The organism is Streptomyces sp. NPDC093064, from assembly GCF_044754605.1.
In the GTDB taxonomy this organism is placed as follows: Bacteria; Actinomycetota; Actinomycetes; order Streptomycetales; family Streptomycetaceae; genus Streptomyces.
The window spans coordinates 77,760-93,881 of sequence record NZ_JBIVPK010000007.1 but is presented as its reverse complement, the minus strand read 5'-3'; the positions used below and the strand labels follow the sequence as shown (position 1 = coordinate 93,881).

Annotated in this window: 13 protein-coding genes; 5 read left to right on the top strand and 8 right to left on the bottom strand. The window is 71.6% G+C overall.

The genetic code is table 11. The annotated features are described in order from the left end of the window. Nucleotides 1–95 precede the first annotated feature (95 nt). From ACIQFZ_RS11325 to ACIQFZ_RS11315, 3 genes are all read right to left on the bottom strand, one after another. Nucleotides 96–914 (bottom strand): thioredoxin domain-containing protein, encoded by an 819-nt coding sequence (locus ACIQFZ_RS11325; RefSeq protein WP_402691114.1) that lies wholly within the window; start codon nucleotides 912–914, stop codon nucleotides 96–98. 88 nt (nucleotides 915–1,002) lie between these two features. Next, nucleotides 1,003–1,701 carry a hypothetical protein gene (locus ACIQFZ_RS11320; RefSeq protein WP_365426974.1) on the bottom strand — a complete coding sequence of 233 codons (699 nt, stop codon included), beginning with the start codon at nucleotides 1,699–1,701 and terminating at the stop codon, nucleotides 1,003–1,005. Nucleotides 1,702–1,770: 69 nt separating this feature from the next. Beyond that, a complete protein-coding gene (locus tag ACIQFZ_RS11315) occupies nucleotides 1,771–3,087 on the bottom strand; it encodes a DUF2252 domain-containing protein (protein WP_383056058.1) in 1,317 nt (438 codons plus the stop codon). 221 nt (nucleotides 3,088–3,308) lie between these two features. Here ACIQFZ_RS11315 and dnaE point away from each other — a divergent pair, with 221 nt between their 5' ends. Beyond that, nucleotides 3,309–6,848 carry a DNA polymerase III subunit alpha gene (gene dnaE, locus ACIQFZ_RS11310; protein ID WP_365426968.1) on the top strand — a complete coding sequence of 1,180 codons (3,540 nt, stop codon included), beginning with the start codon at nucleotides 3,309–3,311 and terminating at the stop codon, nucleotides 6,846–6,848. Nucleotides 6,849–6,931: 83 nt separating this feature from the next. Here the strand turns inward: dnaE and ACIQFZ_RS11305 are convergent, their stop codons facing one another. Beyond that, on the bottom strand, nucleotides 6,932–7,111 hold the full coding sequence (locus ACIQFZ_RS11305) for a hypothetical protein (protein ID WP_365426965.1): 180 nt from the start codon (nucleotides 7,109–7,111) through the stop codon (nucleotides 6,932–6,934). A 236-nt stretch (nucleotides 7,112–7,347) separates the two neighbouring features. Between ACIQFZ_RS11305 and ACIQFZ_RS11300 the strand changes: the two genes are divergently transcribed. From ACIQFZ_RS11300 to ACIQFZ_RS11285, 4 genes are all read left to right on the top strand, one after another. Next, nucleotides 7,348–8,562 (top strand): NYN domain-containing protein, encoded by a 1,215-nt coding sequence (locus ACIQFZ_RS11300; protein ID WP_365778672.1) that lies wholly within the window; start codon nucleotides 7,348–7,350, stop codon nucleotides 8,560–8,562. Nucleotides 8,563–8,678: 116 nt separating this feature from the next. After that, the gene (locus tag ACIQFZ_RS11295; protein ID WP_365426980.1) at nucleotides 8,679–9,653 is read left to right on the top strand and encodes an ABC transporter ATP-binding protein; all 975 of its coding nucleotides are present in this window, start codon (nucleotides 8,679–8,681) and stop codon (nucleotides 9,651–9,653) included. Between the two features lie 193 nt (nucleotides 9,654–9,846). Next, entirely contained in the window at nucleotides 9,847–10,668 is an 822-nt protein-coding gene (locus tag ACIQFZ_RS11290) for an ABC transporter permease (RefSeq protein WP_402691113.1), read from the top strand. Between the two features lie 34 nt (nucleotides 10,669–10,702). Continuing rightward, the gene (locus tag ACIQFZ_RS11285; protein WP_402691112.1) at nucleotides 10,703–11,515 is read left to right on the top strand and encodes a hypothetical protein; all 813 of its coding nucleotides are present in this window, start codon (nucleotides 10,703–10,705) and stop codon (nucleotides 11,513–11,515) included. Nucleotides 11,516–11,633: 118 nt separating this feature from the next. Here the strand turns inward: ACIQFZ_RS11285 and ybaK are convergent, their stop codons facing one another. The 4 genes from ybaK to ACIQFZ_RS11265 form a co-directional block, all read right to left on the bottom strand. Further along, nucleotides 11,634–12,143 (bottom strand): Cys-tRNA(Pro) deacylase, encoded by a 510-nt coding sequence (ybaK, locus tag ACIQFZ_RS11280; RefSeq protein ID WP_365426954.1) that lies wholly within the window; start codon nucleotides 12,141–12,143, stop codon nucleotides 11,634–11,636. A gap of 14 nt (nucleotides 12,144–12,157) precedes the next feature. Next, entirely contained in the window at nucleotides 12,158–12,898 is a 741-nt protein-coding gene (locus tag ACIQFZ_RS11275; protein ID WP_376653016.1) for an LON peptidase substrate-binding domain-containing protein, read from the bottom strand. An 11-nt stretch (nucleotides 12,899–12,909) separates the two neighbouring features. After that, nucleotides 12,910–13,941: a hypothetical protein gene (locus ACIQFZ_RS11270; RefSeq protein ID WP_402691111.1), complete on the bottom strand. Its 1,032-nt coding sequence runs from the start codon at nucleotides 13,939–13,941 to the stop codon at nucleotides 12,910–12,912. 421 nt (nucleotides 13,942–14,362) lie between these two features. After that, nucleotides 14,363–15,937, bottom strand: a complete 1,575-nt coding sequence (locus ACIQFZ_RS11265; protein ID WP_402691110.1) for an oxidoreductase — start codon at nucleotides 15,935–15,937, stop codon at nucleotides 14,363–14,365. Nucleotides 15,938–16,122: the final 185 nt, after the last annotated feature.

Here is a 16,122-nt window from a genome sequence, read left to right as displayed (position 1 = left end):
GACCGGTAAGTGCGAAGAGCGGGCGAACCGGAAAAGGTTCGCCCGCTCTTCGCACGGGATTCAGGGCGGCGGCGGCGGTGCCGCCCGCCCGGGGATCAGCCCTTGAGGGCCGCGTCCACCGCCGCGTTGAACTCGTCCACCGTCATCGGCGGGTTCTGGGTGCCGGGCATGGTCACCTTCTTGCCGTCCATGACCAGGCTCGGGGTGCCGTCCACACCGTCCTTGTTGTTGTCGAAGGTCTTCGACATCGCGACCGCCCAGGCGTCGTACTTGCCGCTCTTGACGTCGTTGCGGAACGATGCGTTGCCCTTCAGGGCCGGCACGGTGTCCGCCACCTTGATGAGGTAGTCGTCGCTCTTGAACTTGTCGTCGGTCTCCTCCGGGTGCCACTTCTTCGAGTACAGAGCGGCCTTGTACTCGAGGAACGCCTCAGGGCTGACGTTGAGCGCGGCGCCCATGGCGCTCATCGAGTTCTTGGAGCCCTCGCCGTTGTCGTGGTTGTCGATGAAGGTGCCGCCGATGTACTGGAGCTTGAACTTGCCGTCGTCGACGTCCTTCTTGACGGTCGCGCCGACGGTCTCCTCGAACTGGCCGCAGATCGGGCAGCGCGGGTCCTCGTAGATCTTGAGGGTCTTCTGGGCCGAGCTCTTGCCGATGACCACGGTCGTGCCGTCGGTGCCGGTGGTGTTGGCCGGGGCGACGATCTTCTCGTCCTTCACGGCCTCCCAGTGGCTGGGCTTGTTGGCCTGGACGACGGCATAGCCGATACCGCCGGCCGCCGCCAGCACGACCACGACCGCGGCGGCCACGGTTATCTGCCGCTTGACCTTGGCCCGCTTGGCGTCGCGCTCGCGCTCGGCGCGCAGCCGCTCCCGGGCCGCCGTCTTCGCCGACTGGCTGTTCCGCTTGCTCATGATGGTGTTCTCCTGTGGGACGCGCAGCTCTCGTGCGCGGGGTGAGAGTGGAGGACTGGTCGTGCTCGGGGGCGCCCAGGGGTGTCGCTCAGACAAGAGCGAGGGCGTCCGGGCACGGCGGTCCGCGCCGTCCCAGGGAGTGCACGAGGATGCGGGCGCGTAGTGCGGCGATCCGCGGCGCGGGACGCGCCGGCCGGCCCACCGAGCGGGTGCCGCGTACCGTGACCGCCGCCACCGCGAGCAGCAGCGGCCGGAAGGTCGTGGCGGCCACCGCGTACAGCAGTTGGGCGAGTGCCCGCTCGCCGCGGCGCAGCCAGCCGGCCGCGACCAGGCCGACGCCGATGTGCGCGGCCAGCAGCAGCCAGGCCGTGGCCGGGTCGGCGTGTGCGAGCAGGGCGGTCAGCCGGCCGGTGTCGGTGCCGGTCATCTGGGCCAGCGGGGTGCCGACGTCGGTGTGCCCGCCGCACAGCACGTCGAAGCCGACCGAGCGCAGGGGCCCGGCGACCGGGCCGCCCGCGGGGCCGTAGCAGAGGTGCTGCCCGGTAGTGAAGACGGTGTCGGCGGCCAGCTCCAGCGGGACCAGCAGGGCGGCGATCCGCCCGAAGCCGCGCTCGCGGCCAGCGAGGGCGTAGGAGAGCAGAAACACGGCGGCCGCGACCGCGGCCACCGTGTTCAGCGGCAGCGGGACCCGTGACAGCAGCACGTGCGACGCGGTGCTGAGCGTCACGACCACGGCCGTGAACAGCGCCGCGCGCACGGCTCTGAGTTTGGTCCCGGATATGTCCATAGCGAGACAAGAGTCTGTCATGCGGGCCGGTAAGGGATCCCTAAAGGGTTCCTGTGTGCGGCCCATCCGTCACAGACCCGGAATCCCTCCGTTGCGGAGCAGGTCCACGAAGATGCGGTGGTCGTCACGCGCGCGTGCGCCGTAGGCGTGCGCGAAGTCGACGAGCAGCGGCGCGAAGCCCTCCTCGTCGCCCGCGATCGCCGCGTCGATGGCCCGCTCGGTGGAGAACGGCACCAGCGACTCGCCCGAGGTGTCGTCCGCCGCCGCGTGCATGGCGGCCGTGGCCCGGCCCAGGTCGGCGACCACCTGCGCGATCTCCTCCGGGTCGTCGATGTGGTCCCAGTCCAGGTCCACGGCGTACGGCGAGACCTCGGTGACCAGCCGGCCCGCGCCGTCCAGCTCGGTCCAGCCCAGCCACGGGTCGGTGTGCGCCTGGAGGGCGCGCCGGCAGACCACCGTGCGGTGGCCCTCGTGCCGGAAGTGGTCGTGGATCGCCTGGTCCGTGATGTGCCGGGCGGCCGCCGCGGTCCCGGCCCGCTGGATGGAGATCACCACGTCGTGCTCCAGGGCGTCGCTGTGGCCCTCCAGGAGGATGTCGTAGGACAGTCCCGCCGGGTCGATCCCGTGGCGGCCGACGACGTCCTTGACGCGGTAGGACTCCGGGCGGGCCAGCGACGCCTCCGGCAGGGTCTCCAGATAGCCGTCGAAGGCCGCGAGGACCTTGTAGCGGGTGGCGGCGTCCAGCTCGACCGCGCCACCGCCGGGCGCGAAGCGGCGCTCGAAGTCGCGGATCTCGGTCATCGACTCCAGCAGCCCGGCACGGGTCAGCGAACGGGCGTCACGCAGCGTGTCCAGAAGGGGGCCGTCGGCGGTGTCCAGCGTGAAGGGCGGCACCTCGTCGCTCTTGGCGCCGGTGGCCAGGGCGTGGATCCGGTCGCGGTAGGCGGTCGCGTAGAGCGTCACCAGCTCGGTGATCCGGTCGTCACTGAGCGCCTTGGCGTACCCGACGAGGGCGAGGGAGGCGGCGAACCGTTTGAGGTCCCAGGTGAAGGGGCCGACGTAGGCCTCGTCGAAGCCGGTGGCGCTGAAGACCAGCCGGCCGTCGGCGTCCATGTAGGTGCCGAAGCTCTCCGTGTGCAGGTCGCCGTGGATCCACACGCGCGAGGTGCGGTCGTCCAGGTAGGGTCCGCCGCGCCGGTCGGCGTCCAGGTCGTGGTGGAAGAGACAGGCCGTGCCCCGGTGGAACGCGAGGGCCGAGGCCGCCATCCTCCGCAGCCTCATGCCGTACGCGGCCGGATCGTCGGCCAGGAGCTCGCCGAAGGCGGTGTCGAGGACGGCGATGATCTCCTTGCCGCGCTGCTCGTCGCTGAGCTGGGGGACCGACATCGCGGAGTGCCTCCTGGTGCAGGTGGTGCATGACGAGTGGAGTGGGTCCGGCTCGGGCGTTCCACCACACCAACGTCCGGCGGTGCGGTGGAGTGCCCGTGCTGACCCGCCTGAAGGTACGGCGCAAACGCGGCCGCGTGTCAGTGCCGGGGCATAGACTTCGACGCTGTCCCCCGGACTGTCCGCAGCACGTCGTCTATGTTGTCCATGGAGGCCGAACCGTGTCGAAGCCGCCGTTCACGCACCTGCACGTCCACACCCAGTACTCGCTGCTGGACGGTGCCGCGCGGCTGAAGGACATGTTCAACGCCTGCAACGAGATGGGCATGACGCACATCGCCATGTCCGACCACGGCAACCTCCACGGGGCGTACGACTTCTTCCACTCCGCGAAGAAGGCCGGAGTCACCCCGATCATCGGGATCGAGGCGTATGTCGCCCCTGAGTCCCGGCGCAACAAGCGCAAGATCCTATGGGGTCAGCCGCACCAGAAGCGGGACGACATCTCCGGTTCCGGCGGTTACACCCACAAGACGATGTGGGCGGTGAACAGGACCGGCCTGCACAACATCTTCCGCCTCTCCTCGGACGCCTACGCCGAGGGCTGGCTCCAGAAGTGGCCCCGGATGGACAAGGAGACGATCGCCCAGTGGTCCGAGGGCATCGTCGCCTCCACCGGCTGCCCCTCCGGCGAGGTCCAGACCCGGCTGCGCCTCGGCCACTTCGACGAGGCCCTGAAGGCCGCCGCCGACTACCAGGACATCTTCGGCAAGGACCGCTACTTCCTGGAGCTGATGGACCACGGCATCGACATCGAGCGCAAGGTCCGCGACGGCCTGCTGGAGATCGGCAAGAAGCTCGGCATCCCGCCCCTGGTCACCAACGACTCGCACTACACCTACGCGCACGAGGCCGGCGCCCACGACGCCCTGCTGTGCATCCAGACCGGCAAGAACCTCTCCGACCCCGACCGCTTCAAGTTCGACGGCACCGGCTACTACCTGAAGTCCACCGAGGAGATGTACGCCATCGACTCCTCGGACGCCTGGCAGGAGGGCTGTGCCAACACGCTCCTGGTCGCCGAGATGGTCGACACCACCGGCATGTTCGAGAAGCGCGACCTCATGCCCAAGTTCGACATCCCCGAGGGCTACACCGAGGTCACCTGGTTCAAGGAGGAGGTCCACCGCGGCATGGAGCGCCGCTTCCCCGGCGGCATCCCCGACGACCGCCAGAAGCAGGTCGCGTACGAGATGGACGTCATCATCCAGATGGGGTTCCCGGGCTACTTCCTCGTGGTCGCCGACTTCATCATGTGGGCCAAGAACAACGGCATCGCGGTCGGCCCCGGCCGAGGCTCCGCGGCCGGCTCGATCGTCGCCTACGCGCTCGGCATCACCGACCTCGACCCGATCCCGCACGGTCTGATCTTCGAGCGGTTCCTCAACCCCGAGCGCATCTCGATGCCCGACGTCGACATCGACTTCGACGAGCGTCGGCGCGTCGAGGTGATCCGGTACGTGACCGAGAAGTACGGCGCCGACAAGGTCGCCATGATCGGCACCTACGGCACCATCAAGGCCAAGAACGCGATCAAGGACTCCGCGCGCGTACTGGGTTACCCGTACGCGATGGGCGACCGCATCACCAAGGCCATGCCCGCCGACGTCCTCGGCAAGGGCATCCCGCTGTCCGGCATCACCGACTCCGAGCACCCCCGCTACTCGGAGGCGGGCGAGGTCCGCTCGATGTACGAGAACGAGCCGGACGTGAAGAAGGTCATCGACACCGCGCGCGGTGTGGAGGGCCTGGTGCGGCAGATGGGCGTGCACGCGGCCGGCGTGATCATGTCCAGCGAGACCATCACCGAGCACGTCCCGGTCTGGGTGAGGCACACCGACGGCGTGACCATCACGCAGTGGGACTACCCGAGCTGCGAGTCGCTCGGCCTGCTGAAGATGGACTTCCTGGGCCTGCGCAACCTGACGATCATGGACGACGCCGTGAAGATGGTGAAGTCCAACAAGGGGATCGACATCGATCTCCTCAGCCTGGAGCTGGACGACCCCAAGACCTTCGAACTGCTCCAGCGCGGCGACACCCTCGGCGTCTTCCAGTTCGACGGCGGCCCGATGCGCTCCCTGCTGCGTCTGATGAAGCCGGACAACTTCGAGGACATCTCCGCCGTCTCGGCCCTGTACCGCCCGGGCCCGATGGGCATGAACTCCCACACCAACTACGCGCTGCGCAAGAACGGCCAGCAGGAGATCACGCCCATCCACCCGGAGCTGGAGGAGCCGCTCAAGGAGGTCCTGGACGTCACCTACGGCCTGATCGTCTACCAGGAGCAGGTGCAGAAGGCCGCCCAGATCGTCGCCGGCTACTCGCTCGGCGAGGCCGACGTGCTGCGGCGTGTGATGGGCAAGAAGAAGCCCGAGGAGCTGGCGAAGAACTTCACCATCTTCCAGGGCGGCGCCCGCAAGAAGGGCTTCAGCGACGAGGCCATCCAGGCCCTGTGGGACGTGCTGGTCCCCTTCGCCGGCTACGCGTTCAACAAGGCCCACTCCGCCGCGTACGGCCTGGTGTCGTACTGGACCGCCTATCTGAAGGCCAACCACCCCGCCGAGTACATGGCCGGCCTGCTGACCTCCGTCAAGGACGACAAGGACAAGTCGGCGGTCTACCTCAACGAGTGCCGCCGCATGGGCATCCGGGTGCTCCCGCCCAACGTCAACGAGTCCCAGTCGAACTTCGCCGCGCAGGGCGACGACGTGATCCTCTTCGGCCTGTCCGCCGTGCGCAACGTCGGCACCAACGTCGTCGAGTCCATCATCAAGTCCCGCAAGGCCAAGGGGAAGTACGCCTCGTTCCCCGACTACCTCGACAAGGTCGAGGCGGTGGTCTGCAACAAGCGCACCACGGAGTCGCTGATCAAGGCCGGCGCCTTCGACGAGATGGGGCACAGCCGCAAGGGCCTCACCGCGCAGTACGAGCCGATGATCGACAACGTGGTCGCGGTCAAGCGCAAGGAGGCCGAGGGCCAGTTCGACCTCTTCGGCGGGATGGGGGAGGAGACCAGTGGCGAGCCCGGCTTCGGTCTCGACGTGGAGTTCTCCGCCGACGAGTGGGACAAGACGTATCTGCTCGCCCAGGAGCGGGAGATGCTCGGCCTCTATGTCTCCGACCACCCGCTGTTCGGCCTGGAGCACGTGCTCGCGGACAAGGCGGACGCGGGTATCTCCCAGCTCACCGGCGGCGAGCACGCCGACGGCGCGGTCGTCACCATCGGCGGCATCATCTCCGGCCTCCAGCGCAAGATGACCAAGCAGGGCAACGCCTGGGCGATCGCCACCGTCGAGGACCTGGCGGGCTCCATCGAGTGCATGTTCTTCCCGGCGACCTACCAGCTGGTGTCGACCCAACTCGTCGAGGACGCCGTGGTGTTCGTCAAGGGTCGCCTCGACAAGCGGGAGGACGTGCCGCGCCTGGTGGCGATGGAGCTGATGATCCCCGACCTGTCGAACGCGGGGAGCAACGCACCGGTGATCCTCACCATCCCGGCACTGAAGGTGACCCCGCCCATGGTCAGCCGCCTCGGCGAGATCCTCAGCCACCACAAGGGCGACAGCGAGGTCCGCATCAAGCTCCAGGGGCCGAGCAAGACGACGGTGCTGCGCCTGGACCGGCACCGGGTCAAGCCGGATCCGGCGCTGTTCGGCGATCTGAAGGTCCTGCTCGGCCCGTCCTGCCTGGCCGGCTGACATGAACGAGGGGCGTACCCGTGCGCATCGGGTACGCCCCCTCGTCGATTACCGCGCTTTGTTCAACAGCCCATGGGGCGGACTCAGTTGTGGCCGAAGCGCTTCTGACGTCCCTTGCGGGCCATGGCAGTCGGACTTGTCTGCGGCCCGGGGGCATGATGCTCGGGCTGCGGCTCCGACGCGGAGTGCTCCGTCTCCTGCGGGCCGTTCGCGGCCACGGACGCCTTCTGCCGGCTGCGGTCCTGCTTGCGGTTCTTGGCCATGGTGATCAGCCTCCTGTGGGGGATCTAGGGGCCAGGGCCGGGACCAGATTCACATAGGCCGACAATGAACGCATGTTGGATAATTACCGTATGTAACACGGGGCGTCGGGGCGCGGGCGCCCGAAACGCCACGCCGAAGATCGAGTTCGGGCCGTTAACCCCGGCCGTGTCGGGCAGACTCGAAGCACATCCCGAAGCACACCCCGAAGCAACCTCCCGGAAAGAGGGTGGATCGCGTGGACCGCTGCATCGTCCTGGTGGACGCCGGGTATCTGCTGGGCGCCGCGGCCAGTCTCCTCGCCGGGGAGCCGTCGCGGTCGCGGATCACCGTCGACCACACCGCCCTTGTGCAGGGGCTGCGTGAACAGGCCGAGTCCGACACGGAGCGGCCCCTGCTCCGCATCTACTGGTTCGACGGCGCGCCCGACCGCGTACCGCAGCCCGAGCACCGCCGGCTGCGCGTGATGCCCCGGGTCACGGTCCGGCTCGGCGCGCTCACCCGCAGCGACGGACGCTGGGCGCAGAAGGGCGTGGACGCCGCGATGCACGCCGAGCTGACCGAGCTGGCCCGCAACCGCGCCTGCTCCGACGTCGTCCTCGTCACCGGCGACGGCGATCTGCTGCCCGGCATGATGGCCGCCAAGGAGCACGGCGTCGCCGTCCACCTGTGGGCGGTGCAGGCCGCCGACGGCGACTACAACCAGTCCGAGGACCTGGTCGCCGAGGCCGACGAGCGGCGTGTGCTGGACCGTACGTGGATCACCAAGGCCGTGCGCGCCAAGGAACTCGGCGGCATCTGCGCGCCACCGCCCGCGCCTCGCCCCGAGATCGCCGCGATCCTCTCCGCGCCGCTGCCCGAGTCCACGCTCACCCAGGCCGCCGAAGGCCCCGCCGAACAGCGGCAGCACCCGGCCGCCGCCGGGCGCGGCGGCACCGAGGAGCGGGTGCCCGCCGCCAAGGGCGTGCCCACCCCCAAGGACCTCGCCGCCCTGCGTGCCCCCGGCACCCCGCCCGCGCAGCACCCCTCCACGGCGACCCTGCGCTGGTCCTCGGACCGGGGCTGGGTGGACCGGCCGGGCCTGCCCGCCGAGCCCCCCGAGGCCGCCTCCATGCCGACGCTCGCCCAGCTGACGACGGCCGAGCAGCGGTGGGCGGACCGGGAGGAGGACATCACGACCGTCGGCGGCGACTCGTACGAGGTGGGACAGGTCTTCGCCCGGCGCTGGGTGGAGCGGCTGGGCGACCAGGCGCACCTTCAGAAACTGTCGTCGATGTACCCCCGGATCCCGCACCGCGTCGACGGCGAGCTGCTGCGCTACGCCGCCCGCTTCGGTCTGCTCGCGCACAAGGACGACCAGATCGACGAGCACGACCGGTACGCCATCCGGGCCGGGTTCTGGCGGGAGATCGACGTACGGACGTCCACCGAGCGCGCTCCCGTCGGCGACTGAACCGCGGACCGGGCCGGCTCGGGGCGCCCCGAGGGCGAGTGGGGCTCCGCGACCCCGTACCCTCGTCCCTTGTGAGTACGCGCACGGCACAGGCACTTCGGCCCGGGGACGACGTCGTGTGCGCGGTGCGCGGACTGACCCGGACCTACCCCGCGGTACGCGGCCGGCGCGGCGCTCCCGGGACGCCCGCCGTGCTGGCCACCGACGCGGTCGAGCTCGACGTCCGGCGCGGCGAGATCTTCGGGCTGCTCGGACCGAACGGCGCCGGCAAGTCCACCCTCGTACGCCAGCTCACCGGGCTGCTGCGCCCCGACAGCGGCACGGTCGAGATCCTCGGCCACGACATCGTGGCGCACCCCGAGCGGGCCGCGCGGATCCTCGCCTACCTCGGGCAGGAGTCCACCGCCCTGGACGAGCTGACCGTCTCGCTCGCCGCCGAGACCACCGGGCGGCTGCGCGGCCTGGACCTCAGGCGGGCCCGGGCCGAACGGGACGCCGTCCTCGACGAACTGGGTCTCGCGCCGATCGCCGGGCGCCCGCTGAAGAAGCTCTCCGGCGGCCAGCGGCGGCTCGCCTGCTTCGCGTCCGCGCTGGTCGGCCAGCGCCCGCTGCTGGTGCTCGACGAGCCGACCACCGGGATGGACCCGGTGGCCCGGCGGGCGGTGTGGTCCGCCGTCGACCGGCGGCGCGCCGAACGCGGCACTACCGTCGTGCTGGTCACCCACAACGTCATCGAGGCCGAGACGGTCCTGGACCGGGTCGCGGTCCTTGATCAGGGCCGGGTCATCGCCTGCGACACCCCGGCCCGGCTCAAGGAGCGGGTCTCCGGCGAGGTGCGGGTCGAGCTGGTGTGGCGGGAGCGGGCGCCCCTGGAGGTGGCGGAGGTCGCCGTGCTCAGGGAGCGGGCCGTGGAGTCGGGCCGCCGCTGGACGCTGCGGCTGGCGCCCGAGGAGGCCCGCGCCGCCGTCGCCACGGTCACCGGCGGGGCCGCCTTCGCCGCCCTGGACGACTTCACCCTGACCACGCCCAGCCTGGAGGACGTGTACCTGGCGCTGGGCGGCGCCGCCCGGCAGGGGCTGGTGAAGTCATGAGCCGCATGAACGGCATGAGCGCGGGGAGCGACGGATCCGCAGAGGACTACGCGGGCGCCGGGGGGAACCCGTCCGGTGCGGGAGACGCGAACGCGCCCGCCGCGTTCGCCGCCGCGGACAAGCGGGCCGCGTCGTTCGCTGCCGGAGGCAACCCGGCCGCTTGCGCTGCCGCAGGGAAAGGGAGCAGTTCGACGTGAGTGTCGTACCCGCCGGTGTGCTGCCGGGCGCGACGGCCGTGCAGGACGGCGGCGCCGGTGAGGCGGCCGTGCTCGGGCCGCGCGCGCGGCTGTGGCCGTCGCTGGCCGCCGTGTACCGGGCCCAGCTGTCCCGGGCGCGGGTGGCGCGGATCCCGCTGCTGTTCGTGGCGACCTTCCAGTCCGTCGGCATCATGATCATGATGCGGGGCGTGGTCAGCGGCGGGAGCGAGGCCCGGTTCGTGGTGTCCGGCGCCTCGGTCGTCGTCGTCGCCTACGTCGCCCTGAACCTGCTCACCCAGTACTTCGGGCAGCTGCGGGCCAGCGGCGGGCTCGACCACTACGCGACGCTGCCGGTGCCGCCCGCGGCCGTGGTGCTGGGCGCGGCGGCCGCGTACGCCTCCTTCACGGTGCCGGGCACGTTGGTGACCGCCGTGTTCGGGTGCGTGCTGTTCGGGCTGCCGCTCGGCAACCTGTGGGTGCTGGTGGTGGTGATCCCGCTCGCCGGTGCCGCGCTCTCCGGGCTCGGCGCGGCCTGCGGGCTACTCGCCCCGCGCCCGGAACTGGCCACCCTGCTGGGCCAGTTGGGCATGTCCGCGGCGCTGCTGCTCGGTGTGCTGCCGCCTGACCGCATGCCCGGGGCGGTACGGCTGCTGCGCAACCTGCTGCCGTCCACGTACGGCGTGGAGGCCTACGCGCACACCTTCGCGGCCCGTCCCGACTGGGCTCTGGTGGCCGGTGACATGGCCGTCTGCGCCGGGGTCGGGGTGGTCTCGCTGGCCGTCGCCACCTGGGCCTATCGCCGGGCCGCCGTCCGGTGACGCGGCCGTCTCCCGCAACTGGCACGATGACAAGGTGACCGCTCCGTTGACTCCGCCACCACCGCCGCACCGGCGCTCCTCACAGCATTCCGGGTCCTCAGAGTCGTCTGAGTCCTCCGGATCGGGATCCGGGCAGGCCCCGCAGCCGGGGCCGGTCTCGCCCCGGCAGTCCTGGCAGGTGCCGCCCGCCGGAGCCCGGCCGGTGAGCGCGTACGAACAGGACGGGCCCGGCTGGGCGGCCGAGATCCGGGAGGCCGTCGTCGTCATGGTCGCCGTGGCCCTCTGCGGAGTGCCGCTGGGACTGCTCTGGCTGCGGCTGGCGCCCCGGGTGCCGTTGATCGCCGATGTGTCCGGGAGCAACTGGGTCGTCTACCTCAAGGACACCGAGGGGGAGCAGGCGATCGGCGTCGACGGCACGTTCACGCTGCTGGCCCTGGCCTTCGGTGTGCTGAGCGCGGTGGTCGTCTTCCTGGTGCGGCGGCGCGGAGGCGTGCCGCTGGTGGTGTCCCTTTGCGTCGGAGGACTGCTCGGGTCGCTGCTGGCGTGGCGGCTCGGGGTGTGGCTCGGGCCCGAGCAGGACGTGGTCGCCCACGCCAAGGCCGTGGGCAAAGGGGTGACGTTCCCGGCGCCGCTGAAGCTCGAGGCCCTGGGGGCGCTGCTGGCCTGGTCGCTGGCCGCGCTGATCGTCCACCTGGGGCTGACGGCCCTGTTCGGGCCGCGGGACCCGGAGATGTACGGGCCTGCGGTGCACGGGGACGGGGCACACGGGCACGGTTCGCCCGGAGACGGTGCGCCTGGGCACGGTTCGCACGGAGACGGTTCGTACGGAGGGTCCTCGGCGCCCTAGCCGGTCAGAGTCTGTCCGGCGGACGGGGTGTGGCGCGGACGCGGGGGCCGGCAGGACGGGCCACGGCCCGGTCTCGCCCGCCGGCAGCCGTCATGGGCGGCGCGCGGGCGCGGGCCCGTCAGCCGCGACCGATCGGGGCGAGAGTCGCGTTCGTGAGGTCCACCAGGTCGCCCGGGGACAGTTCCACCTCCAGGCCGCGGCGGCCCGCCGAGACGCAGATGGTGGCGTGGGCCGGGGCCGAGTCGTCCAGGACCGTGGGGAGCCTCTTGCGCTGGCCGAGCGGGGAGATGCCGCCGCGGACATAGCCGGTGGTGCGTTCCGCGAGGGCCGGGTCGGCCATGGCCGCCCGCTTGCCGCCGACCGCGGCCGCCAGGGCTTTGAGGTCCAGGGAGCCCGCGACCGGCACCACGGCCACCGTCAGGGCGCCGTCGACGTCCGCCACCAGCGTCTTGAAGACCCGGTCCGGAGAGACGCCCATCGCCTCGGCCGCCTCCTCGCCGTAGGAGGGGTGGGAGGGGTCGTGGTCGTAGGAGTGGACGGTGTAGGGCACGCCCGCCGCGGTCAGCGCCACCGTCGCCGGGGTGCCGCCCGACCCTTTTTCCTGCTGCTTCTTCGCCTTCTTGGCCATCCCGACCCGTTCCTTCAGTTGAGACTCGTCGGGCCGCGGGTCAGCTCCGCGGCCGGCAACGACGGCAGACTACGGATGATCGCCGTCTCCCCGCGAAGGAGTTTCAGCTCGTCACGCAGCCGGGAGGAGACGTCGGGTGCCTGGAGCAGCCGCTGCTTCGTCGGAATGTCGAGCATCATCGCTGCCGCCACCAGGTACGACACCACGCTCGGCTCGTCCGGCAGCTCCGCGGCTGTCGACAGCGACCGCTCCCGCGCGCCCGCCAGCCGCTTCTGGTACTGGCGGAAGGACCGCAGCACCCCCTCGGCCAGCGCGCCCGCCTCGTCGCCGGGCTCCTCGGTCAGCTCCTGCAGTTCCGCCACGAGGTACGGACCGGAGGCGTCCACCGACAGCAGCCGGACCCGGGTGGTGCCCGTGGCCAGCACCTCGAAGGAGCCGTCGGCCCGCTCCCGTATCGTCGCCGCGTCCGCCACGCAGCCCACGGAGTGGAAGGCCTTGGCCGGATCGGGGCCGAAGCCGGCGGCGGGACCGCGTTCGGGCAGTGCGGTCGGATCGGGCATGCCCGGGGCGCTCACGGCCACTTCGTGGCCGTCACGGATCGCCACGACGGCGAACCGGCGCGGTTCGTCCTCGGGTGTCTTCAGCAGCGCGCGCATCATGGCGCGATAGCGCTCCTCGAAGACGTTCAGGGGCAGCACCAGCCCCGGGAACAGCACCGTGTTCAGGGGGAAGAGCGGAAGGCGGGCGGTGGTCACGGCGCAAAAGCCTAATGCTCGCCGCGACGGGCGCGTCCGCCGAGCCCGTATCGCGGGCGCCGGGACGGCCGCGCGAGCGGTGCCGACCCCAGGCCGGCGCGCAGTTTCAGGAAGAGGCCGAGGGGGTCGTCCGACAGCCGGTCCCAGGGGAAGGAGGTGGCGTACGGGCCGATCAGGCGCAGCTGGGCGAGGGCGTCCTCGTGGCGTTCGAGCCGCAGCAGGACGCAGGTCAGCAGGTTGCGGATCTCCGCGGGCCAGGTCACGGCCGCCGGGAAGCGGGCGGAGAAGGCGATCGCCCGGTCGGCCGCCGCGTACAGCCGGGCCCTCGGCACCCGCGGCCCGCAGCCGTCGGTCAGATAGGCGAAGGCAGCCCGCACGGGCAGCGCCTGGACGAGCGAGTCGGCCGGGGCGTCCTGGGCGGCCAGGTCGGCGAAGTCGAAGCACTCGCGGTGCGAGCCGTGCCAGGAGGCGGCCAGATAGCGCAGGGCGGCCACATGGCAGCCGTAGTGGTGCGGGGCGCGGCGGACCGCGGCCTCCCACAGCTCCTCGAAGTAGCGGTGCCCGGCGCGGCTGCCGCGCGCGTGGTCCAGCGCGATCCGCCACGGCACCGGATCGCGGCCGTCGGCGCGTGCGGCGGTCGTGAGCAGCGGGCTGACCCCGCGCAGCAGCTCGGCCCGCGCGGGCGAGGGCCAGGCGCGGTCGACCGCGAGCTGGGCGGCGACCAGCAGCGCGTCCGGGTCGTGCGGGGTGGCGGCCCGCCAGGCGTCCAGCCACTCCGGGCGCGAGCGGGCGATGGCGGCCAGCCGCGTCACGTACCGGTCGCGCTCCTCCCACCGGGCCCTCTCCCGGGTGCCGGCGAGCAGTGCCGCGGCGGGCCCGTACGCGCCCTGGGCGGCGGCGACCAGCGCCGGGCCGAGTGGTTCGTCCGGTGCGTCGAGGAGGACCTCGTCATCGGAGGGGAGCCCGGCGGCGGGGCTGGGGGCGGTTCTTGTCATCCGGGTGGGGCGGATGAAAGCGGGCAGCGATGCCATGGTGCCGACCATTGAAAGACGCAGGTCGCGGACGCGCCAGGGGGTTCGGGCAAGGCGGGGAAAGTTGTACGGCGGATGGTCAAGGTCAAGTAAAAGGTGACGCTTTCAACAACTGTCGCCCGTCGCCGGCACCCCGATCGCCACGCCCGGTTCCATGAAACCGCCGTACCCGCTCACCGCCCTGGCTCCGCGGCAGCAGCGCCTAGTGCTGCGACCGGAAAGGTTCACCGGCTCGCGACGCCCGGCACGGCTCCCCCAAGCTCTTCGAGCAGGGGGGACCCCCAGCCGCGTTGTCGCATCACCCGAGTACGTCCAGTACGCGGGCGATGCTCCGCCTTGCGATGCTCCCCCACTGCCTGAAGGGCGTGGGAGGTGCCCCCAGCACCGGACGCCGCGAGCTTTCCGGCAAACCTTTCCGGTCACAGCACTAGCACTAGCTCCGCCGCAGCAGCCGGGTCGCTCCCGCCGCCACCGTCGTGGCCAGGGTCCAGCCGAGCAGGATCAGTGCCGCGGCGAGCCACTGCCAGCCGCCGCGCAGCTGCCACTCGCCCGCCTGGCCCAGGTCGACGACCGGCAGCAGCAGGTCCAGGGCGAACAGGGCGGGGTTCCACTCCGGGTGGCCGCCGGGGTCGGCCGGGGGTGGGCCCGCGTGCGCGAAGGCGAGCGAGCCGGCCGCCCACAGCACTGCCATCCACACCGCGGCCCGGCCGGGCCGGTATCCGTAGGCCACCGTCCAGTCCTGGAGGTAGCCCACGAGCTTGGCGGCGAGCGGCAGGGTCTCGCGGCGGCGGCGCTGCTTGGCGAGCAGCACCTCGCGCGCGTCCACGTCCTCGCCCGCCTCCCGCAGCACGGCGGCAAGGCGCTCGTACGGTTCTGGGCTGTACTCGGCGGTCGCCGCCGCCACCCAGTTCAGCCGCTCGGTCAGCGGGAACGGGCCCCGCGGCACCAGGTTCTCGTAGGCGAAGCCGCCCATGTGCAGGCTGCCCGGGGCGGGCCAGCTGCTCGCCCGGTCGACGAGGGTGACGACCCGCGCCCCGGACAGCAGCACCTGCCCGCGCGGCGGCCGCTCCCCGAGGAAGCGCAGCTCCGGCGTCTGCACCCGGCGCAGCGACAGCACCTGCTCGTCGGTGAGCGTGAAACGGGCCCGTTCAAGATCGACCGCGTCACCGAACCGCCCGTCGTCCAGGCGCAGCCCGCCCCGGCACTCGAACGGCTGAATCCGGGTCCCGTGCGCGGGCGTCACTCCGCTCAGCGGTCCGCCGACGCCCGCCGGGGTGAGGTACAGGGTGCGCTCCACGGTGAGCTGCGGCGCGTTCAGCGCGAACCGCTCCTGCGGGTTGGCGAGCCGCGCGCCGCGCAGGCTCAGCGACACGCCGATCTTCGCGCTGCGCAGGCTGAACTCGCCGTACGACTCCAGCAGCTCCGCCTGGAGGTCCTGGCCCACCGTCATCCCGTCGGCGGCTATCGAGCGGCCGGCGCGGTCCCGGTGCACGACCGCCTGGTTGAGCAGCAGGTCCGTGCCGATGTGCGCGTCGGTCAGCCGTATACCGCCGGTGAACCGGCAGCGCGGCAGATGCAGGTCGCCCTCGGTGCGCACACGGGCCGCCTCCAGCCGCGGCACCGCGCAGTCCACCAGCCGCACGGTGGTGAAGTGCGCCTCCGGCAGCAGGACCTCCTGGTCGAACCGGCAGCCGTTCAGCTCCATGTACGGCAGCACCGCGCCCCCGGCGAGGTCCAGGGCGCCCGTGATCCGCAGGCCGTGGAGCTTCAGCGACGACACGCGCCCGGCGAGCGCGGGCGGCCCGTCGAGCAGCAGCCAGCAGACGACGCGCGCCCGCACGGTCCGCTCGGGCCCCCACGGATGCCCGCCGTGCGGATCGTCCACCACGGCGTCGCCGGTGCGCAGGTCGTACACGCTGCCGTTGCGGAAGGCCTGCCACATTCCCGCCTCGGTGGCGGTCAGGTCGTCGGACAGGTCCCCGGAGTGGACGCCGGCCCCCTCGGCCACGATCCTCCCTCCCTCCCCGGCTACTCGCTGGTTGACTACGCTTCGTACAAGCGGTCATGCCCGATCGGTGACGCTCTGAACACGAAACGTGAAGGGGACCTTCCGTGTTCCGTACCGGCCACTGATACGGCGTTCTGTATCAGCCACTGATACGGACGGACGGTGCCCGCGCGCGGTCTGAGAGA

What these genes read in the sequence shown, in the direction of transcription:
- ACIQFZ_RS11325 (WP_402691114.1), bottom strand. Translation starts at nt 914, where the DNA reads ATGAGCAAGCGGAACAGCCAGTCGGCGAAGACGGCGGCCCGGGAGCGG.
- ACIQFZ_RS11320 (WP_365426974.1), bottom strand. Translation starts at nt 1,701, where the DNA reads ATGGACATATCCGGGACCAAACTCAGAGCCGTGCGCGCGGCGCTGTTC.
- ACIQFZ_RS11315 (WP_383056058.1), bottom strand. Translation starts at nt 3,087, where the DNA reads ATGTCGGTCCCCCAGCTCAGCGACGAGCAGCGCGGCAAGGAGATCATC.
- ACIQFZ_RS11305 (WP_365426965.1), bottom strand. Translation starts at nt 7,111, where the DNA reads ATGGCCAAGAACCGCAAGCAGGACCGCAGCCGGCAGAAGGCGTCCGTG.
- ybaK (WP_365426954.1), bottom strand. Translation starts at nt 12,143, where the DNA reads ATGGCCAAGAAGGCGAAGAAGCAGCAGGAAAAAGGGTCGGGCGGCACC.
- ACIQFZ_RS11270 (WP_402691111.1), bottom strand. Translation starts at nt 13,941, where the DNA reads ATGGTCGGCACCATGGCATCGCTGCCCGCTTTCATCCGCCCCACCCGG.